The sequence below is a fragment of the Streptacidiphilus sp. PAMC 29251 genome (assembly GCF_054208735.2).
On the sequence record NZ_CM135725.2, the window covers coordinates 3,743,697 to 3,763,441 of the forward strand.

Here is a 19,745-nt window from a genome sequence, read left to right on the forward strand (position 1 = left end):
CCCGGCTACGCCTCGCTGCCCGGGGCGTGGGCCGGGACCTCCTCCTCGTTGCGCTGGACGGTGCCGGCCTCGCCGCTGTCGCGGTGCCACTCGGCGACCAGCTCGTCCTTGGTGCCGAAGCGGACCAGATGGCGGCCGACCACGCCCTCCAGGTTCTCGATGTTCTCGGGCTCGCCCTCGACGGTGAGCAGCAGGACGCCGGGCTGGGCGGCGAGGACGGCGGTGCCCGTGGAGAAGACGAGCGAGCCGAGCCCGGTCTCCTCGTCCCAGGTGGTCTCGAGCTTGCGGCCGAAGTGGGAGGCGAGCTGCTTGGCGTAGCGGTGCGGGCGTTCGGTGCTGACGCGGGCTTCCGAGCGGGACATGGCTGACCTCCAGTAGAGTCTGACTTAGGTCAGCCTAACGGAAAATGTGAGCTTGGCTCTCTATTTTTCGACCTCATCCCCACAGGAGCCCCCGTGAGCAGCCCCGTCCCCGCCGAGGTCGAGCTCGCCGACGCCGTCCTACGGGCGGCCAAGCGGATCCGCCGGGGGACGTTCCACCAGCTGGCGCCGTACGGCATCAACCCCTCGCAGGGGCGTGCGCTGGAGGTCCTCGCGCGGGGCGCGCAGCACGGCGACCGGATGATCCGACTGAACCAGCTCGCCGACCGGCTGCACATCGCCCCGCGCTCGGTGACCACGGTGGTGGACGCGCTGGAGGCGGCCGGGCTGGTCGAGCGGGTGCAGGACCCGCAGGACCGGCGGGCGATCCTGCTCCGGCTGACCGCGGCGGGCGAGCAGACCGTCGACCGGATCGGCCAGGTCAGGCAGCAGGTCGCCGAGGAGTACTTCGGGGCAGTCGGCCCCGAGGACCGGGCCGCCCTGCTGCGGCTGCTGCGATCGACGGACGAGGCGTACGAGCAGACCCATCCCCGTCATCCGCACGGGCACCACCACCCGCACGAGCACCCGCACCAGCCCCACCAGCCGCACGAGCCGCACCAGGGCTGAACGAGGCCAGGCCGATGCCCGCGATCACCAGCACCGCGGCGCAGCCGGCCAGCGGCGTGATCGGCTCGTCCAGCAGCAGCCAGGCCGAGGACATCCCGAACACCGGCACCAGCAGCGAGAACGGCGCGACCACCGAGGCCGGGTGGTGCCGCATCAGATACCCCCAGGCGCCGAAGCCGAAGAGGGTCGAGATCCAGGCGACATAGAGCAGCGAGCCGACCCCGGCCAGGTCCAGCGACCGCAGTGCGGCCAGGTCGGCGTGACCGCCCTCGAACAGCAGCGAGAGCACCAGCAGCGGCAGCGGCGGGACCGCGCTGACCCAGACCATCCAGCGGAACACGTCCGGCGGGGCGGCCCGACGGGTGATCACATTGGACAGCCCCCAGGCCACGGCAGCCGCGACCACCAGCGCGAACGCCCCCATCGGCCCGCTGCCGCCGGCGCCGGAGCCGGCCTGGTCCAGCGCCGCCACGGCGATGCCGGCCACCCCGATTGCCGAGCCCCAGCAGCCGGCGGCCGCCCACCCGCTCCCCCAGCAGCAGCGCCGCGAAGACCGCGGTGAACACCGCCTGGCTCTGCAGCACCAGCGAGCTGAGCCCGGCCGGCATCCCAGCCTGCATCCCGATGAACAGCAGCCCGAACTTCACCACGCCAAGCACGATCCCGACCGCGACCACGTACTTCCAGGCCACCCTCGGCGGCCCGACGAAGAAGATCGCGGGTACCGCTGCCACGGTGAACCGCAGCGCGGAGAACAGCAGCGGCGGAAAGTGGGCCAGGCCGACGTCGATGACGGTGAAGTTGACGCCCCAGACCGCGGCGACGGCGACGGCCAGGGCGAGGTGACGGGGCGGCAGGGCGGAGAGGTGCTTGGGCATGCAGCGATCATCGCGGCCGCCATTGTTCAGCACCAGCAAATTGTTCTTCAGCCATCCATTCAGCGTTGCTGAACAATGGTCCGTCACCCGCTTGCCCCCGGTCGGTGGCGACGGAGGGCAGTCTGCCCAAGAGTATGTACATATGACGCATCGTTCGCTTGCGCTTGCCGCCCTCGTCAGCGCGGGGCTCGGCCTGGCCGCCTTCTCGGTTCCCGCGGCCTCCGCCGCCATCCGTCCCGCCTCCACCCCCTTCACCGGCACGCCCAGGGTCGGCGCCCTGTTCAGCACCGTCGGCGGGAAGCTCAACAGGCACTTCTGCTCCGCCTCGGTGGTGGACAGCCCCGGCCACGACCTGCTGGTCACCGCCGCGCACTGCGTGGTCACGCCGGGCAGCGGCCGGGTCGGCCGCGGCCTGGTCTTCGTCCCCGGCTACCACAACGGCCTCCAGCCCTACGGGCAGTGGACGGTGACCCGGGTGACCGCCGACGCCAAGTGGTCGGTCCACGGCGACCCCAACTTCGACGTGGCCTTTCTGACGGTCGCTCCGGGCGCAGGCGGGGTGAAGCTGCAGGACACCGTCGGTTCCGAGGCCATCGGCTTCAACACCCCCCGCAGCGGCCCCGCCGTCGCCGTCGGCTACCCCAGCCGGACCGATCAGCCGGTCCGCTGCGCCAGCGCCCTGCGCGGCTTCGGCGCGGCGCAGCTGGAGTTCGACTGCCCCGGGATGCCCGGCGGCACCAGCGGCGGCCCGCTGCTCACCGGGGTCGGCGCGACCGCGAACGAGCGCGGCACGGTGGTCGGGATCATCGGCGGCTACCAGGAGGGCGGGCTGACCCCGGACATCTCCTACTCCCCGTACTTCAACGCAGGCATCGCCGCCGTCTACCGGGCAGCGGTCAACCAGGGGTAGGTCGTCAGCCGACCCGACCGCATAGCATCGCCCGCATGATGGATCTCGGGCGCCTGCGCGCACTGCACGCCGTCTCGGTGCACGGCTCGGTCGGCGCGGCCGCGGCGGCCCTCGGCTTCACCCCGTCCGCCGTGTCCCAGCAGATCACCAAGCTGGAGCGGGAGACCAGGACCACCCTGCTGGAGAAGCGCGGCCGGGGGGTGGTGCTCACCGACGCCGCCCAGGAGCTGGCCGGGGCCGCCCAGCGGGTGCTGGCCCTGGTCGAGCAGGCCGAGGTGTCGCTGGAGCAGCGCCGGGGCGCGGTGTCGGGACGGCTGTCGCTGGCGGCCTTCGCGACCGCCGCGCGCGGCCTGCTGCCCGGCGTGCTGGCGGGGCTCGCGGCCCGGCATCCGGAGCTGGAGCTGCGGCTGCTGGAGAGCGACCCCTATCTGATGGCCGATCTGGTCGCCAGGGGCGAGGTCGACCTGGCCGTGGTCCAGGACTGGCCCAACACCCCGCTGTCGGTGCCCGAGGGCGTCGCCAGGCTCTCCCTCGGCGAGGACCCGGTGGACGTCCTGCTGCACGCCGACGACCCGCTGGCCGCGCTGCCGGTGCTGCAGGTGAAGGACCTGGCCGGGCGGCCCTGGACCAGCGTCCCGGCCGGGAACATCTGCCACGACTGGCTGATCAGGACCATGCGGGAGGCCGGGGAGGAGCCGGACATCCGCTACCAGGTCGGCGAGTTCGATACCCAGATCGCGCTGATCGCGGCCGGGCTCGGGCTCGGCCTGGTCCCCCGGCTCGGCCGGGGGACGCTGCCGCCGCAGGTGGTGGCCCGGCCGGTGCTCCCGGCGCCGACCCGGCGGGTCTTCGCGCTGTGGCGGGAGCACGCCTCCCGGCGGCCGGCGATCGCGGCGGCGCTGGAGGCGCTGCGGGAGCAGTGGCCGCACCGCGACTCCGCGCCGGAGCCGGGCGGCCGCTGACGCGGGGGGCTGCTGATGCGGGGGCTGCTTGACCAGGGGTCAGTGGGCCAGGCCGATGACCAGCCACATGAAACCGGTCCCGGCGATGGTGCAGAGCAGGGTGGAGCGGGACGGGTGCGGGCTGTGCGCCTCGGGGAGGATGTCCGAGGTGGCCAGGTACATCAGGAAGCCGGAGAAGAAGCCCAGGTAGAGCCCGACCACATGCTCCGGGATGCTGAACAGCAGGGTGATCCCGGCGCCCAGCACCGGGGCCAGCGCGTCGCAGCCGAGCAGCACCAGCGCCCGGCGCCGGTCGTTCCCGTACAGCCGGGTGATCGTGTAGGTGTTGAAGCCGTCGGCGAAGTCATGGGCGATCACCGCGATCGCGATCACCGTGCCGAAGTTGCCGCCGACCTGGAAGGCCGCGCCGATGGCGAACCCGTCCATCACGCTGTGCAGGCAGAGCGCGGAGGCGGCAGCGAGGCCGAGCTTCTCGCTGCGGCCGTGGACGTGGCCGGCCGAGTGCCCAGCGTGCTGGTGCTCGGCGTACTCGGACTCATGGGCCCGGTGGATCGCCACCGAGCGCTCCACCACATGCAGCACCAGGAAGCCGAGGACGAACATCAGCAGCCCCTGCGGGACGCCGAACAGGTCCGCTGGGCGCGGCGTTCAACGCCTCGGGCAGCAGGTCGAAGCCGACCACACCGAGCATCAGGCCGGCGGCCAGGCCCAGCACCAGATGCCGCTTGTCGCCGACCCTCCCGGCGACCAGGCCCCCCACCAGGGTCATCAGGAAGGCCCCAGCGGCCACCAGCACCGGCATCCCGCACGCTCACTCTCGTTGTGTCCTGCCCCGCGCGTCCGGATCCGTCCCGTGCGTCACGCCCAGCACACGGTAATGATAATGCTTGTCGTTTAACCGGGGACCGGAGGGGGCGGAGGGGCTGAGCCGCCGGAGGCCAGGAGCGGGGAAGGGCGGCGGCGCCCTGCCCAGTCGCCGCCGCCCTCAGGAGAGGCCCAACCCGCGCCCTCGGCACCATCCTGGGCGACCCCGCGCCACCGCGCGCCCGGGGCTGCGCCGGACGGGTGCCCTCGTGCACCCTTACCCCCGCCTGCCGCGCTGCGTAGGCTGTGCTGATGCGGCTGCCGGGGGGGCAGGCGCGGGTTGACGGGGGCTGCGATGCATGACCTCTCGGAGGACGGAAGAGCACACGGGGCGGGCCGGCCCCTGCTGCTGACACTGGGTCTGGCCATCGGCCTGCTGCTGGGCCTGTCCGGCTGTGCGACGGGGGACGCCGGGGGGCAGCACGGGGGCGGCCCCGACTCACTGCGGGTCAGCTCGCCTGGGGGCAGGGGGTCGACCGCCCCGGCCTCCTCGATCTCCTCGGCTTCGGTCCCGGCGACCCCCACGGCGGGGGCCACGCCGCAGCTGGCCGCGACCGTCCTACGGCAGTTGAAGCGCGCGCCGGGCGTGAGCACGTCCACGCACGCCCCCAGTGCGATGTCATGGGCGCCGCGGGCGCCGGGCGCCGTCGTCCCGAGGTCCCGGCTGCGGGCTCGGCCGGTAGCTCGGCTTCCGGCTCGGCTTCGGTCTTTCTGCCGCTGGGCTCCTGTGCGGCCGCCGATCCGGCCGCGGGGGCCGGGGCCTATCAGCAGGTCGGCTGCGCCGGAGGGGACGCCGTGGCGAAGGTGGTCGGCCGGCTCCCGGTCGGCGCGTCGGTGGCGTCCTGTCCGGCCGGCACCGACTTGGCGCTGCAGCTGAGCAGCACCACCGGGAACGGAACCGCGGCGCTGCCCAGCGGAATCGCCTGCCTGCGCAACCTCCGCGCCCCGCACCCCGGCGATCCGGGAGGCGGCGGCGGGGTCGGCATCGTCCCCGGCGACTGTCTCCGCGGTGCGGGCGGCAGCAGTGTGCAGGAGACCGCCTGCGACGGGACCGGCCCGCACGCCCCGGACTACCGGGTGAACCGCCTGGTGGCGAACGCGCGTGACTGCCCGGCGGGCACCAACGCCTACATCACCGTCCACAACCCGGGCGCCCCGGAGCAGACCGCCTGCGCGGTGCGGCTGCGGCAGGGCTGAGGGACTGACCCGGCGTCAGCCGCTGTGCACCCCGGCGTAGGCGGCCGACAGTTCCGGCGAGCCCTCCGCCGCCCAGGTGCGGCCCATGGCCACCGCGTCGACCTCGCGTCCGTTCGCCAGCACGACCCTGGGGCTGCCGTCCGGGCGCAGCTCCCAGCCGGCCCCCTCCACCGTGCGGACGATCACCGTGCCGAGGTAGAGGCCGGCGTCGTTGCCGAGCCACTGGGACACGTCCGGGTCGTCCCGCCAGTCCGGCACCAGTTGGTCCAGCGCGTGCAGCGAGGCGGCCGAGTCGTCCAGCCGCAGCCCGGCGTCCAGGGCCCGCTCGCGCAGCAGCGCGCACTCGGAGAGCATCTCGCCGAGGCTGCCGGGGGTCTCGGTGTCGGCGCCGTAGCGGATCGGCGCGTCCCGGGCCGGGTCACGCCGAGTACGCCATCTGTCGAGGAATACAAAGCCCATGCGACCAGAGTGACAGCAACAGGTCCGGTTTACCCCCCAAGTTCCGCCCCGAGATGGGCCCGGACCAGCGAGCGCAGTTCACCGCCGTCGATCAGCCGCAGGTTGGGCAGGGACGCCGCCGCCACCACCGCGTCGACGTCGAAGCTGCCGGTGGTGGCCCAGACCCCGCCGTCGGCCTGCTCGTCGGCGACGACCTCGGCGACGTCGCGCACCGCGTCGGCCCGCACCGTCGAGGGGCGGCGGGCCGCGAAGACCACGTAGGAGGTGTCGGCGAACTCCCTGCCGTCGCCCTGCGCGACCGCGAGCAGGCCGTCCTGGCCCTGCAGGCGCAGATCCCAGTCGTCCAGGCCCATCAGTTCGAACAGCTCGGTGATCAGCGCGGTGAACTCGCCGGGTGACAGGTCCTCAGGGGCGGGCGGGCCGGACCGGCCTATCGCGAAGGGCGTCACGGCCGTGGGGCCGAACGGGTCGTCGGAGAGCGCGCAGGGCAGCGCCCGCAGCCGTTCCACCGCCTCCGCGTTGGCGGCCGGGAGCAGCGTCCCCGCGAACAGGTCGGCCCGTCTCGCGTCCACGCTGACCAGGCAGGACTCCCCCGCCTCGGCGGTGACGGCGCGTCCGTTGACGACTATCCCGTCGAGCCGGGACTCGGTGTCGGCGGCGAGCAGCGCGTCCAGCGCCCGCAGCACCAACCGGGCCAGCAGCTGGTGGTAGCGGGCCAGGGTCTCCGCGCGGGGCCGCTCCACCGCGTCCACGCCCCCGTCCGGCGCCACCTGGAACCGCAGCGCCGAGGGCACCACCGTCGGCCCCGGCAGCACCAGGTCGACCACGGCGGTCCTGGTCAGCTCGCGGTAGGAGACCCGGGCCGGGACCTCAAGGCCGGGCAGCCGCCCGGCCGCCGCGAGCGCGCGTTCCAGCACCGACTCCACGGCGGCGGGGCGGCCCTCCTGGTAGGAGCTGCGGTAGCCCTCCAACCGCTCGTTGTAGTCGCGCACCTGACGGGCCCGCTGCTGCTCCTCCTGCTCATGGACCAGTCGGGCCTGCTCGGCCCGGCCGCGCAGTTCCTTCTCCTGGCCCCGGTACTCGCGCAGGGCGCGCTGGTGCCGGAGCCGAGCGGCGGCCAGCTCCTGCTGGTAGGGGCCGCTGAGCAGCGGGCGTCCCGGGGCGCCGGCCGCGGCCGGGCCCGGATCGGGCGCGTAGTCGGCCCAGCGCGGCGGCTCGACCACGGCCTCGGCCGGGAGCGGACGCGGCTCGTAGGGGCGGCGCAGGGCGTCGAAGTCGACGGCTGGGGACGGCTCGGCGGCGAGGGCGAGCAGCTCCTCCAGCCGCTGCTCGGCGTCCTCGGCGACCTCGGTGTACTGCTTGGCCAGGTATGCCCGCCCACCGCCGGCAGCAGCCCTCGTCCGAGGCCCTCCGGGCCACCCCTCCTGGCCTCCGCCCCTGTCGGACCCGTCCCACCCGTCGCGCCCGCCTGCCATCGCCGCTCCCCCGTGCCCCGATCGCCCCGCCAAAGGGCCAAGCATCTCATCAGCCAGGCCGTGCATCTGGTCCAACAGATCTTCGAGATGCGTGAGCGGCCCCTCCTCGTCCTCTTCCATCCCACCCGCCTCTCCGGCCCCGGATTCACTGAGACGGCCATAGTGCCCGAAAGGTACGGTTCCGGTCATTGGGGGGATCAGATGGCGGGATGACGCCGGTTCAGCCGCCGCGTCAGTTGCCGGTCCCCTTGGCGTCGCCGTAGACCGCGAGCAGGATGTTCAGCGGGACCCCGCCGTCCTGGTCGGGGTCCTCCAGGAACTCCGCCGCCAGCGCTTCCAGCCGTTCCCTGAACTCGACCGCCCGGTCCCGGGTGATCCGGATGTCGCTGAAAAGCAGAAACGGCCTGCGATAGGCCTCCTCGGGCGGGAGGTCGGGGTCCATCTCGATCCGGCCCGATCGCAACGCGCTCATGAAGCGGTCCCGATAGCTGCCGATCGTGGCGTCGAACAACGCGGCGGTGTCGTCGGTGTGGGCCGGCTGCCCCAGCAGGTCGCGGCTGAGCCGCAGGTCGGACTGGGCGGCGACATAGCGCTGCTCGGTGATGCCGGAGACCTGCCGGGTCTCGGCGACCCTGATCAGCCCGCGCTCCTCAAGGTGCTTGATGTGGCGGTAGAGCTTGGTCTGCGGCTCACCCAGTTCGGCGGCCAGTTCCTTGGCGGTCCAGCCGCGCAGAGCCGGGCCGGCGCGGCCCATCATCAGCTGCAGGACGGACACCCTGACCGGATCGGCCAGGGCTTTGAGGGTGTCGATGTCGTCGACGATCCGCAGGCCGGGAGTGGGAGTCGGGGGCTGGTCCATGAGCACTATCTTGCCAGCTGCTCACGAGTGCGCAATCATTCACGTAAGAGTGAATGCTCTCCAAAGGGTGAGCGTTCACGCAACGGGGAGGATTGCCATGTCCGACACCACGGTCAGCACCGACAGCAGTACCGCCGCCATCGTCCCGCTGCGGCGCAACTGGCGCTTCCAGACCCTGTGGGTCGGCTCGGCCGCGGCCATGACCGGCGTCTACGCCACCGACATCGCCTACCCGCTGGTGATCCTCGCGCTGACCGGCTCACCCGCGACAGCCGGACTCTTCGGCTTCGTCCAGGCCGCCGCGACCGTCCTCTGCGGCCTCCCGGCCGGGCAGCTGGTCGACCGCTACGACCGCCGGCTGGTGCAGATCGCGGCGGAGGCGGTCCGGCTGCTGGCCACCGCGGGCATCGCGCTCAGCTTCGCCCTGCACACGGTGACCCCGGCGCAGCTGCTGATAGTCGGCGCGCTCGTCGGCGCGGCCCAGCCGTTCGTCGGCGCGGCCAGGATGCTCACCGTGCGCAGCGTGGTCGCCCCCCAGCAGCTCACCGCCGCGCTCACCCAGGACGAGGTCAGGGGCAGCGTCGCGGAACTGGCCGGCCCTCCGCTGGGCGGCCTGCTCTACGGCCTGGCCCGGATGCTGCCGTTCCTGTTCAGCGCGGTCGCCTTCGCGCTCTCCCTGCTCTCCGCGCTGATCGTGCGCCCCGGCGATGCTGCGGCCACTCCGCGCAAGGCCGACGCCAGGACTGCGGACGGGGGCCTCTTCGCCGGGATCCTGGCACTGTGGCGGGACCGCACCGTCCGCGCGGTCGTGGTGCTGCTCTTCTTCCTCAACGCGGCCGGGGCCCCGCTCGGCCTCGCCGCCGTCTACCGGCTGACCAGGGAGGGCGCGCCGTCCTGGAGCATCGGCCTGGCCCTGGCCGGCTCCGCGCTCGGCGGGCTGGCCGGCCCCGGGCTGGTCCGCGGCCTGCACCGGAGGTTCCGCCCCGGCGTCCTGCTGCTGGGCGTGGTCGGCTCGGAGGTCCTGCTGATACTGCTGCTCGGCCTGGTCAGCGGCCCCTGGCTGATAGCGCTGGTGCTGTTCGGGACGATGCTGGGGATCCCCTCGGTCATGGTCCTGCTGGACATCCTGATCTTCCGCCAGGTCCCGGACGAGGTCAGGGGACGGACCCTGACGTCGATGATGACCCTGCTCGGCCTGGGCATCCCGCTGGGCACCGGCAGCCTCGGCCTGCTGCTCCAGTACCTGGGCGGTACCGGCGCGCCGGCCGTCCTGGCCGCGGTCCTGGCCTGCGGCACGGCCTGGGCCGCGCTCCAGCCCGGCCTGCGGGCGGCCCGCTGGCCGGCCGAGGCCTGAGCGGTCGCCGCGGGGGCGGCTGTCGCCAGGCCGGTTGCCGCCCGGGCGGCGCGGGGACGGGCGGTGCTCGGACGGGCGGTGCGGGGACGGTCCACCCCGTGCGCCACCGCCGCCATCGGCAGCGCAACCAGCAGCAGCACCGAGCCGAGCACCCACCCCATCGCGGTGAACCCGGCGTGCACCGAGAGCAGCGTCCCGGCGATCGGCCCGCAGGCCACCCCCAGCGAGGAGGCGGAGCCTGCCAGCACCGCCCAGCGGCCCCCGGCGTCGAGGCGGGCGGCGAGGGCCAGCAGATAGCTGAGGACGAAGGGGTAGACCGAGTTCCAGCTGATCTCGCCGGCCGCGAAGGGCAGCGCGCTGTGCGCGGTGCTGCTCAGCGCGACGCAGCCGCCGATGGCGGCGGTGCCGAGACCGATCGGCAGCGCGCGTCCGTACCGCGGGCCCAGCGACCCCGCGGCGACGGTCCCGAGCAGGCCGGCGCCCAGGGCGACGGCGAAGACCAGTCCGAGCAGAGCCGGCGAGAGACCGGCCCGGTCCAGGCCGATCCGGCCACTGACCCCCCAGAGCGAGTTCTGCGCCAACGACCAGAGAAACATCCCAGCAGCGAGGACCGCCCCGGCGGCGCGGGGTGGGGCGGGCGAGGCGGTCGGGCCGGGCTGCGGGGCGCGGGTCAGCGAGGGGGCGCGGGTCGGCGCCGGGGCGGTGGCGGCTGCGCCGCGGGCAGCGGCGGGGGCGAGGACAGCGACGGTTGTGGCGCCAGCCTTCCCGCTTGCGGTCCTCCCGCCGGAGGCCCTCCCGCCGCCGACCGTCCCGCCGCTGCTGACGTCAGCCAGGCGGCCGGTCCAGCACAGGGCGAAGGCGCCCCACGCGGCCAGGCAGGCGAAGGGCAGGCGGTGGCCGCCGCCCAGGTGGGGCAGCGTCAGATAGAGTGCGCCGGCCACCGCCGAGGTGACCAGCAGGCCCAGCACCGTGGCACGGTGCGGATCGCACCTGGCGGCGATCCCGGCCGCCGCCGCGGCGGTGACCGTGCCCGAACCGAGGCCCCCGACCAGACAGCCCACCAGCAGCAAACCCAGCTCCCCGCCCGGCGCCACCGCGGCCAGCGCGAAGCCGCCGATCAGCAGCCCCAGACCGAGTCGGGCCGGACCGGCCCCCCTCGGACCGCGACGGGCCAGCGCGAACCCCGCGCCCGCCGCGGCCAGCAGCATCGCGCTGCCGACCGCGCCGGCCTGAGTGGGCGTCAGCCCGAAGTCCGCCCCGAGCCGCCCGACCAGGGTCGGCAGCAGATACGGGGCGAGGTAGCCGGAGGAGAAGAGCGCGACCAGGGGAAACATGGGCGGGCCTCGCGGTTCGTGCGTGGGCGGATCGGTGGAGCGCCCTGGAACGCGAACGACGAGAGGTGCGCAGAGAGGTTTCTACCAAACCGCACAGGCTCCACAAAAGAGGCTTTGACCTGCCGAAACACTCCGTTGCGAGGCTGTGGCTGCGCCGATGCGGATCCGAAACCGGAAGCCCAAAATCCGCATCGGAACGCGCCCTGAACGCACCGCCTGCGGTCAGTACCCTGACCCGGTGATGACCAACACCCTCCTGTCACGGGCCATGAGCGGGAGCACCGGCGACCCACCGCTGCTCCCGCTGCCGGATGATGTCGCGGACCTGCTGTCGCGGCTGCAAAGTCCGCCACGACTGGCGGCTCACCTGCGGGCCGTCCATGACGTCGCACACCAGTTGGTCGACTGGGTGGAGCAGAGCCACCCCGCCGTGCGCTTCGACCGTGCGGCAGTGCTCTTCGGGGCGGCGACGCACGACGTGGGAAAGACGCTGCACCTCGCTGAGCTCTCCGGGCCCGGGTCGGCGCATGAAGAGGCCGGGCGGACGCTTCTGCTCGGCCAAGGCGTCAACCCGGAGCTGGCCCGCTTCGCCGCGACCCATGCGTCCTGGACGGAGCCGCGCGTCGGCGTGGAGGACCTCCTGGTGAGCCTCGCCGACAAGATCTGGAAGAACAAGCGCGTTCCCGACCTGGAGGATCTCGTCGTGGCCCGGATGGCCGAAGCGACCGGCCGGGCGGCCTGGGAGGAGTTCCTCGCGCTCGACGAAGTCCTCACCCGCATCGGCGACGGGGCCGACCAGCGCCTGGCGTTCCAGGCGTCCTTCCCGGTCTACGGCTGAGGTCGGAGCGCCCGCAGATCCGGGTGGCCGTTCACTGCCACCGTGGGCAGTTCCTCCGCCAGCAGCCCCCGGGGCAGCGAGATCCCGAAGTGCCGCTCGATCACCCCCATGACCAGCGCCACCCGCTGGGTCCGCCGAGCGGCCCCCACCTCCAGTACCGAGCCGTCCGGCCAGAGGACGCCGGCGCTCTCCAGCGCAGGGTTCAACAGATCGGGGCACTTGCCACAGCGCCGGCCCTCCTCGGTGAGCCCGAAGGAGCAGGCCAACTCCCCGTCGGACGCCCAGGAGAACATCGACGGCGGGTGGCTGACCTGCGGATCGAGGTTCACCGCGTCGCCACCGCCCCGGGAGAGTTCGGCCAGCACACTGTTCCGGTTGCCCCGGGACTCGCCGTACTCGGCCGCGAAGGCCCAGCCCTTCGCCACCCCCAGCTGCGCGATCCCGACGTTGGAGTCGACAAGCAGGCCCTCGATCTCGGCCGCGGTCGCCCACACCGGCGCCACAGCCGGGTCCGCGCCCAGCCGAACCCCCAGCTCCCTGGCGGTGATGCCCCGCACAAACGTCACGCTGAAGTACCACGGCGCATCCGCCAGCCATCGCATACCGCTGCCCCTACTGCCCCTACTGCCCCTCGTCCGTCGTCCCTCGATCCGTGGGAACCTACCGCACCGCCGCGGGCTCCTCCTCGCCGGCGAAGGCACGCCAGAGGCGGGCGTAGGGGCCGTCCAAGGCGAGCAGCTCCTCGTGCGGGCCGTCCTCGACGATCCGGCCGTGGTCGAGGACGACCACCCGGTCGGCGCGGGCGGCGGTGCTGAGCCGGTGCGCGATCACGATCGTCGTCCGGCGGCCCCGGCCGTCGTCGCGCTGGGCCAGCCGGTCCGCGGCGCGGTTGACCGCGGCCTCGGTCGCCAGGTCGAGCGCGGCGGTGGCCTCGTCCAGCAGCAGGATGTCCGGGTCGACCAGCTCGGCCCGGGCCAGCGCGATCAGCTGGCGCTGGCCCGCGGAGAGGTTCCGGCCGCGCTCGCTGACCCGGTGCAGATAGCCGCCGCTCAGTCCGGCGATCATCTGGTGCGCGCCGACCGCCCGGGCCGCCGCCTCGACCTCGGCGTCGCCGGCCTCGGGACGGCCGTAGGCGATGGCGTCGCGGACCGTCCCGGCGAAGAGGTACGCCTCCTGCGGGACGACGCCGAGCCGGTGCCGGTAGCCGGTCAGGTCCAGCTCGCGCAGATCCATTCCGTCCACCCGGACCGCGCCCCCGGTGACGTCGTAGAACCGGGCCAGCAGCTTGACCAGGGTGGACTTCCCCGCCCCGGTCTCGCCGACCAGGGCCACGGTCTGGCCGGCCGGGATCCGCAGGTTGACGGAGGCCAGGACCTCGGGCTTGCGGGCCCGGTCCGAGACCGGCTCCGCGGAGCCCTCCGCGCTGTTGTAGGCGAAGTGGACGTCGTCGAAGTGCACGTCCCCGCGCAGCCGGCCGACCGGCCGCGGCTCAGCTGCCTGCGGGGTCGAGGTGGGGGTGCGCAGCAGCTCGCGGATCCGGCTGAGGCCGACCGCCGCCTGCTGATAGCCGTCGAACACCTGCGAGAGCTGCTGCACCGGCGAGAAGAACAGGTCGATGTAGAGCAGGTAGGCCACCAGCGCGCCGGTGGTCAGCGTGCCCGCGCCGACCCGGTGCGCGCCCGCGATCAGCACCAGCGCCGCGGCGACGCTGGACAGGAACTGGACGAAGGGGAAGTAGATCGCGATGTAGAGCTGGGCCCGGGTCCGGGTGACCCGGTAGTCGTCGCTGCGCTCGGCGAAGCGGGCCCGGTTGCGGTCCTCGCGCAGGAAGGCCTGGACGATGCGCATCCCGGCGACGTTCTCCTGGAGGTCCGCGTTGACCGTGCTGATCTTCTCGCGGGCGACCTGGTAGGTGGCGGAGGACTTTCTTCCGGAACACCAGGGTGGCGACGACCAGCACCGGGAGCACCGCGAACACGTACAGCGCCAGCTGGACGTCCAGGACCAGCAGCACCACGAAGATGCCGAAGAAGGTCAGCAGGCTGACCACCGCGGTGACCACGCCGGTCTGCAGGAAGGAGCTCAACGCGTCGACGTCGGTGGTCATCCTGGTCATGATCCGGCCGCCGAGCTCGCGCTCGTAGTAGTCGAGGCCGAGCCGCTGCAGATGGGCGAAGATCCGGATCCGCAGCGAGTAGAGCACCCGTTCCCCGGTGCGTCCGCTGACCTGGGTCTCGGCCGACTGGACCACCCAGTCGAGCAGCACCACGACCAGCGCGGTGAGCGAGGCCGCAATCACCGCCCCCGAGGCCGCCTTGGTGACGCCCTCGTCGATGCCGTGCCGGATCAGGATCGGCAGCGAGAGCGAGGCCAGTGCGTCCAGCGCGACCAGCAGCAGGGCCAGCAGCAGCGGACGGCGGAAGGGGGCCAGCATCCGGCCGAGGTTGAACTGCGGGTCGGGGCGGCAGGCCTCGTCCAGGTCGATGTCCGGGGTGCCGTCGGCCGGGGGCAGGGCGGCGACCCGGGCCAGCAGTTCCGGGGTGGCGGGCATCCCGCCGAGGGCGCTGTGCATGCCCGGGCCACCGCGTGCGGGGCCGCCGGGGCCGCCGCCGGCAGCCGCGTCCCGCTGCTTGCCGCCGGTGCGCAGCAGGGCGTCGGCGTCGGGCTCGGGGAAGCGCTCGCGGTCCCACAGCTCGGGAGTGGTGCTGGGGGTCGCCGGGCGCCGGACGCGGTCCTCACCTGCGACGATCGCGACCTCACCGACGGCGATCGCGGCCACCGGGTCGGCCGTGCGGAGGTCTCCGGCCAGGGCGTCGGGGTCGGTCAGCAGCGACCGGTAGAGCGGACATCGGGCGTCCAACTGCTCATGGGTCCCCACGTCCACCAGCCGTCCCCGGTCGAGCACGGCGATCCGGTCGGCGAGCTGCAGGGTGGAGCGGCGGTGGGCGATGAGCAGCGTGGTGCGGCCGGTCATCACGGTGCGCAGCGCCTCGTGGATCTCCGCCTCGATGCGGGCGTCGACCGCCGAGGTGGCGTCGTCCAGCAGCAGGATCCGCGGGTTGGCGAGGATGGCCCGGGCCAGGGCGACGCGCTGCCGCTGGCCGCCGGAGAGGGTCAGCCCCTGCTCGCCGACGACAGTGTCGTAGCCGTCCGGCAGCTCCAGGATGAAGCCCTCGGCCTGGGCCGCGCGGGCGGCCTCCTCGACCTCGGCCCGGCCGGCGTCGGGGTGGCCGTAGGCGATGTTGGTGTGCACCGACTCGGAGAACAGGAAGCTGTCCTCGGGGACGATGCCTATCGCGGCCCGCAGCGAACGCATCGTCAGATCCCGGACGTCATGGCCGTGGATCCGGACGCTGCCGGCATTGACGTCGTAGAAGCGGGGGACCAGCATCCCGACCGTCGACTTGCCCGAGCCCGAGGCGCCGACCAGCGCCACCGTCTCGCCCGGGGCGAGGGCCAGGGTGAGCCCCTGGAGCACCGGCTCGGCGGTGCCGCCGTAGGTGAAGTCGACCTGCTCGAAGGCGAGCGCGGGAATCCCGTCCCGCTGCTCGGTCTCGGCCGGGTCCAGCTCGGTGGCGCCCTCGCGCTCGGTGACCACCGGGCGCTGGTCGATCAGCTGGAACACCCGCTCGACGCTGGCACGGGCCTGCTGACCCATGGTGAGCAGCATGGTGAGCATCCGCACCGGGCCGGTCATCTGTGCGACATAGGTCGAGAAGGCGACAAAGGTGCCCAGGGTGACCTCGCCCCTGACCGCCAGCCAGCCGCCCAGGGCCAGCACCGCGACCTGCCCGAGCGCGGGGATGGCCTGCATCGCCGGGCTGTAGCGGGCGCTGAGCTTGATGCTGCGCAGCCGCATCGCGAACAGCCGCCGGCCGGCTCGCTCCAGCCGTCCCAGCTCCTGCTCCTCCTGGCCGAAGCCCTTGACCACGCGGACGCCGGACACCGCGCCGTCGACGGCGCCGGCCACGGCGCCCGCCTCCTGCTGGGCGGTCCAGGTCGCCGGAAACAGCTTCTTCCGGCTGAGCTGGGCGAACCACCACAGCGCCGGGGCCATCGCGATGGCGATCAGGGTGAGCAGCGGCGACAGGAACAGCATCACCACGATGGACAGCAGGAACAGCAGCAGGTTGCCGGTCATCATCGGCAGCATCGACAGCAGGCCCTGGATCAGCTGCAGGTCGGAAGTGGCCCGGCCGACCACCTGTCCGGTGTCCAGGTTGTCCTGGCGGGTGCCGTCCAGCCGGGAGAGCGAGTCGAACAGGTCCTGGCGCAGGTCGTGCTGCACGTCCAGGGCGAGCTTGCCGCCCCAGAAGCGGCGGACCAGGGTCGCCACGAAGACCGCGACCGCGGCCAGGATCAGCGCGATCGCCCACGGGGTGAGCGGCTTGGTGTGGGTGGTGATCACGTCGTCGATGATCAGACGGGGGATCAGCGGGACCAGCGCGCTGACGCCCATTCCCAGCAGCGAGGCCCCGAAGGACAGCAGCACGTTGCGCTTGTAGCGCCAGCAGTAGGAGCTGAGCCGACGGAGCCAGCCGGGCGGGGCGGGATCCGTGGTGGGGTGGCCGTTCGGGGCGTCGTCGCTGGTGGGGAGCTTTTGAGCCTGGGGCATATTTAGCGATGCTAACTGTCTAGAAGGAGAGTCGTCCACTGGGTTGCGCACTGCGAGCCGACTACTGACTACCCCAGCCGTAGATCCGTTCGACCTGCAGCCGGACGACCAGTCGGCGGTCGGCCACCATGGCCGCACGGTACTCGTCGTCCCAGTCCGGGTGCTCACCCAGGATCTGACGGTAGACCTCGACCAGTTCGTCCACTGTCGCATCACCGGGATCGGCGGCCACCGGCGTCAGTTCGACGGTGCCCTCAGCGACGGCGTAGGCGCGCTGGTCCTGGCGGGTCACGTAGTAGCTGGCGCGCGGGTCCCGGCGCAGGTTGGCGACCTTGGCCCGGTCCGCGGTGGTGGAGATGCGGAGCAGTCCGGTGGCCGGGTCATAGGTGTGGCTGACGTTGGAAAGCTGGGGGCGCCCGTCGCGCTTGAGCGCCACCAGCGCGCCTCCGTGCGCCCGCGCGATGAGCTGTTCAAGGCTCTGCTGCTGCGGGGTCTTCGTCTGCTGCGCGTTCTGCTCTGGGGTCTGCGCTGGGGTCTGCGCTGGGGTCTGCTCTGACACGGTTCGGCCTCCCGGTCGGCTGCGGGTGTGACAGTCCGGATCTCTCAGCGTCCAGCCTCCCCCGATCTGTTCCCGGCCGCACCGGTCCGCGGCAGCGCCCGCGCCCGCCTTTGGTCCTAGGCCGCTGGGGCCGGGCCCGCGGTCAGGGGGTGGCGGCGCCCGCGCCGAGCGCGCCCAGGGCCAGCCGGTGCAGCAGCAGCGCCATCGCGCCGCGGTCGGCGGTGGCGCTGTGCGGGGTGGAGTTGAGCAGGCCGAACACCGCGTGGACCGAGGCCCGGGCCTGCTCGCCGAGGCCGGGGAAGGTGTCCCGGGCGACGTCCACCCACAGTTCCACGTACTGCCGCTGCAGGCTGCGGACCCGGTGCCGTTCGAGGTCCGGCAGGTGCAGCAGCTCCCGGTCGTGCAGGGTGATCAGCGCGCTCTCGTCCAGGGCGAAGTCGATATGTCCACGCAGTAGCGAGTCCAGCGCGGCGCGGGGGTCCTGCGCCTCGGCCACCCGGCGCCGGCCCTCGTCCAGCAGCCGTTCGCTGATGCCGACGAGCAGGTCGGCGAGCATGGCGTCCTTGCCCGCGAAGTGGCGGTAGAGACCGGGGCCCGATATGCCCACGGCCTTGCCGATCTCGTCGACGCCCACGCCGAGGAAGCCGCGCGCGGCGAAAAGACGTGCGGCTTCGCGCCGAATCTGCTGGCGGCGCGGGTTCTCGACGGGGCTCGGCGGTGTCGGCATCCCGCCATCCTAGACAGCGGTGTTATCGGACGTTAACGTGGCCAGCACCAAGTTAACGTTCGTTAACTGCAAAGGAGCCCCTGGCCGGATGACGCTCGCCGCCGCACCCGCACCCGTCCTGGACACCGGAGCGGATCCGCACTCCGCCGGGTTCCGGGCCAATGACGCCGCCCAGCGCGCGCTCGTGGACGAGCTCCGCGCCCGGCTCGCCGCCGCCGCGGAGGGCGGCGGCCCGCGCGCCCGGGAGCGCCACACCGCCCGCGGCAAGCTGCTGCCCAGGGACCGGGTGGACACCCTGCTCGACCCGGGCTCGCCCTTCCTCGAGCTCTCCCCGCTCGCCGCCGACGGCCTCTACGGCGGGGACGCCCCCGCCGCCGGGCTGATCACCGGGGTCGGCCGGGTGGCCGGCCGCGAGGTGGTGGTGGTCGCCAACGACGCCACGGTCAAGGGCGGCACCTACTACCCGATGACCGTCAAGAAGCACCTGCGGGCGCAGGAGATCGCCCAGGAGAACCGCCTCCCCTGCCTGTACCTGGTGGACTCGGGCGGCGCCTTCCTGCCGATGCAGGACGAGGTCTTCCCGGACCGGGACCACTTCGGCCGGATCTTCTTCAACCAGGCCCGGCTCTCGGCCGCGGGCATCCCGCAGCTCGCCGCCGTGCTCGGCTCCTGCACCGCGGGCGGCGCGTACGTCCCGGCCATGAGCGACCAGGCCGTGATCGTCCGCAACCAGGGGACGATCTTCCTCGGCGGCCCGCCGCTGGTGAAGGCCGCCACCGGCGAGGTGGTCACCGCCGAGGAGCTGGGCGGCGGCGAGCTGCACTCGCGGACCTCAGGGGTCACCGACCAACTGGCCGAGAACGACACCCACGCCCTGGCCATGCTGCGCACCATCGTGGCCGGGCTCGGCCCGCGTACGGCCCGCCCCTGGCCGGTGCGCCCGGTGGAGCCGCCCGCGGTCGACCCGGCCACCCTCTACGGCGCCGTGCCGGCCGACCCGCGCACCCCCTACGACGTGCGCGAGGTGATCGCCCGGCTGGTGGACGGCAGCCGCTTCGCCGAGTTCAAGCCCGAGTACGGGCCGACCCTGGTCACCGGCTTCGCCCAGCTGCACGGGCATCCGGTCGGGATCGTCGCCAACAACGGCATCCTCTTCTCCGAGTCCGCGCTCAAGGGCGCGCACTTCATCGAGCTCTGCGACCAGCGCGGCATCCCGCTGCTGTTCCTGCAGAACATCTCCGGCTTCATGGTCGGACGGCAGTACGAGGCCGGGGGCATCGCCAAGAACGGCGCCAAGATGGTCACCGCCGTGGCCGGCACCCGGGTCCCCAAACTGACCGTCGTCATCGGCGGCTCCTACGGGGCCGGCAACTACTCGATGTGCGGCCGGGCGTACTCACCCCGCTTCCTGTGGATGTGGCCCGGAGCCAAGATCTCGGTCATGGGCGGCGAGCAGGCCGCCTCGGTCCTCGCCACCGTCCGCCGGGACCAGTACGAACTGCGCGGCGAGGACTGGCCGGTCGAGGCGGAGGAGGAGTTCCGCCGCCCGGTCCGCGAGCAGTACGAGCAGCAGGGCAACGCCTACTACGCCACCGCCCGGCTCTGGGACGACGGCGTCATCGACCCGCTGGACACCCGCACCGTGCTCGGCCTGGCCCTCAGCGCCTGCGCCAACGCGCCCCTGCCCGAGCCCCGCCCCTACGGCGTCTTCCGCATGTGACGAAG

Annotated in this window: 15 protein-coding genes and 3 pseudogenes; 7 read left to right on the plus strand and 11 right to left on the minus strand. The window is 73.2% G+C overall.

Features of this window, described 5'->3' with window-relative positions:
- Window positions 1-5: 5 nt before the first annotated feature.
- On the minus strand, window positions 6-362 hold the full coding sequence (locus ACXKR8_RS17515) for a DUF2218 domain-containing protein (protein ID WP_458273839.1): 357 nt from the start codon (window positions 360-362) through the stop codon (window positions 6-8).
- Window positions 363-455: 93 nt separating this feature from the next.
- On the opposite strand from ACXKR8_RS17515, the gene ACXKR8_RS17520 reads away from it, so the two are divergent.
- Complete coding sequence (locus ACXKR8_RS17520; protein ID WP_462100555.1) at window positions 456-989, plus strand: MarR family winged helix-turn-helix transcriptional regulator; 534 nt, start codon at window positions 456-458, stop codon at window positions 987-989.
- Here ACXKR8_RS17520 and ACXKR8_RS17525 read toward each other — a convergent pair.
- Window positions 961-1,846, minus strand: a pseudogene (locus ACXKR8_RS17525) (EamA family transporter); the annotation flags it as partial. The gene ACXKR8_RS17520 and the pseudogene ACXKR8_RS17525 sit on opposite strands and share 29 nt — an antisense overlap.
- Before the next feature lie 163 nt (window positions 1,847-2,009).
- On the opposite strand from ACXKR8_RS17525, the gene ACXKR8_RS17530 reads away from it, so the two are divergent.
- Entirely contained in the window at window positions 2,010-2,777 is a 768-nt protein-coding gene (locus ACXKR8_RS17530) for a trypsin-like serine peptidase (RefSeq protein ID WP_458273840.1), read from the plus strand.
- Window positions 2,778-2,812: 35 nt separating this feature from the next.
- Window positions 2,813-3,739 carry a LysR family transcriptional regulator gene (locus ACXKR8_RS17535; protein ID WP_458273841.1) on the plus strand — a complete coding sequence of 309 codons (927 nt, stop codon included), beginning with the start codon at window positions 2,813-2,815 and terminating at the stop codon, window positions 3,737-3,739.
- Window positions 3,740-3,778: 39 nt separating this feature from the next.
- On the opposite strand, the gene ACXKR8_RS17540 is transcribed toward ACXKR8_RS17535, so the two are convergent.
- Entirely contained in the window at window positions 3,779-4,342 is a 564-nt protein-coding gene (locus ACXKR8_RS17540) for a ZIP family metal transporter (RefSeq protein WP_462100556.1), read from the minus strand.
- A gap of 882 nt (window positions 4,343-5,224) precedes the next feature.
- On the opposite strand from ACXKR8_RS17540, the gene ACXKR8_RS17545 reads away from it, so the two are divergent.
- On the plus strand, window positions 5,225-5,800 hold the full coding sequence (locus ACXKR8_RS17545; protein WP_462100557.1) for a hypothetical protein: 576 nt from the start codon (window positions 5,225-5,227) through the stop codon (window positions 5,798-5,800).
- Between the two features lie 15 nt (window positions 5,801-5,815).
- Here ACXKR8_RS17545 and ACXKR8_RS17550 read toward each other — a convergent pair whose 3' ends face one another.
- The 3 genes from ACXKR8_RS17550 to ACXKR8_RS17560 form a co-directional block, all read right to left on the minus strand.
- On the minus strand, window positions 5,816-6,259 hold the full coding sequence (locus ACXKR8_RS17550; RefSeq protein WP_458273844.1) for a DUF6278 family protein: 444 nt from the start codon (window positions 6,257-6,259) through the stop codon (window positions 5,816-5,818).
- 29 nt (window positions 6,260-6,288) lie between these two features.
- Window positions 6,289-7,734: a restriction endonuclease gene (locus tag ACXKR8_RS17555; RefSeq protein ID WP_458273845.1), complete on the minus strand. Its 1,446-nt coding sequence runs from the start codon at window positions 7,732-7,734 to the stop codon at window positions 6,289-6,291.
- A 232-nt stretch (window positions 7,735-7,966) separates the two neighbouring features.
- Complete coding sequence (locus ACXKR8_RS17560; protein ID WP_458273846.1) at window positions 7,967-8,593, minus strand: ArsR/SmtB family transcription factor; 627 nt, start codon at window positions 8,591-8,593, stop codon at window positions 7,967-7,969.
- 97 nt (window positions 8,594-8,690) lie between these two features.
- On the opposite strand from ACXKR8_RS17560, the gene ACXKR8_RS17565 reads away from it, so the two are divergent.
- Complete coding sequence (locus ACXKR8_RS17565) at window positions 8,691-9,947, plus strand: MFS transporter (protein WP_458273847.1); 1,257 nt, start codon at window positions 8,691-8,693, stop codon at window positions 9,945-9,947.
- A 530-nt stretch (window positions 9,948-10,477) separates the two neighbouring features.
- On the opposite strand, the pseudogene ACXKR8_RS17570 reads toward ACXKR8_RS17565, so the two are convergent.
- Window positions 10,478-11,281, minus strand: a pseudogene (locus ACXKR8_RS17570) (hypothetical protein); the annotation flags it as partial.
- 241 nt (window positions 11,282-11,522) lie between these two features.
- Between ACXKR8_RS17570 and ACXKR8_RS17575 the strand changes: the two are divergent.
- Window positions 11,523-12,119 (plus strand): HD domain-containing protein, encoded by a 597-nt coding sequence (locus ACXKR8_RS17575; RefSeq protein ID WP_458273848.1) that lies wholly within the window; start codon window positions 11,523-11,525, stop codon window positions 12,117-12,119.
- Here ACXKR8_RS17575 and ACXKR8_RS17580 read toward each other — a convergent pair.
- From ACXKR8_RS17580 to ACXKR8_RS17595, 4 genes and pseudogenes are all read right to left on the minus strand, one after another.
- The gene (locus ACXKR8_RS17580; protein WP_458273849.1) at window positions 12,110-12,685 is read right to left on the minus strand and encodes a DUF6461 domain-containing protein; all 576 of its coding nucleotides are present in this window, start codon (window positions 12,683-12,685) and stop codon (window positions 12,110-12,112) included. The genes ACXKR8_RS17575 and ACXKR8_RS17580 overlap by 10 nt on opposite strands.
- 94 nt (window positions 12,686-12,779) lie before the next feature.
- A pseudogene (locus ACXKR8_RS17585) lies at window positions 12,780-16,734 on the minus strand (ABC transporter ATP-binding protein).
- A gap of 61 nt (window positions 16,735-16,795) precedes the next feature.
- Window positions 16,796-17,197, minus strand: coding sequence for a PPOX class F420-dependent oxidoreductase (locus ACXKR8_RS17590; RefSeq protein ID WP_462100686.1), 402 nt, complete (start codon window positions 17,195-17,197; stop codon window positions 16,796-16,798).
- 238 nt (window positions 17,198-17,435) lie between these two features.
- Window positions 17,436-18,020, minus strand: a complete 585-nt coding sequence (locus ACXKR8_RS17595) for an SACE_7040 family transcriptional regulator (protein ID WP_458273851.1) — start codon at window positions 18,018-18,020, stop codon at window positions 17,436-17,438.
- A gap of 88 nt (window positions 18,021-18,108) precedes the next feature.
- Between ACXKR8_RS17595 and ACXKR8_RS17600 the strand changes: the two genes are divergently transcribed.
- Complete coding sequence (locus ACXKR8_RS17600; protein ID WP_458273852.1) at window positions 18,109-19,740, plus strand: carboxyl transferase domain-containing protein; 1,632 nt, start codon at window positions 18,109-18,111, stop codon at window positions 19,738-19,740.
- The last annotated feature ends 5 nt before the right edge of the window (window positions 19,741-19,745 follow it).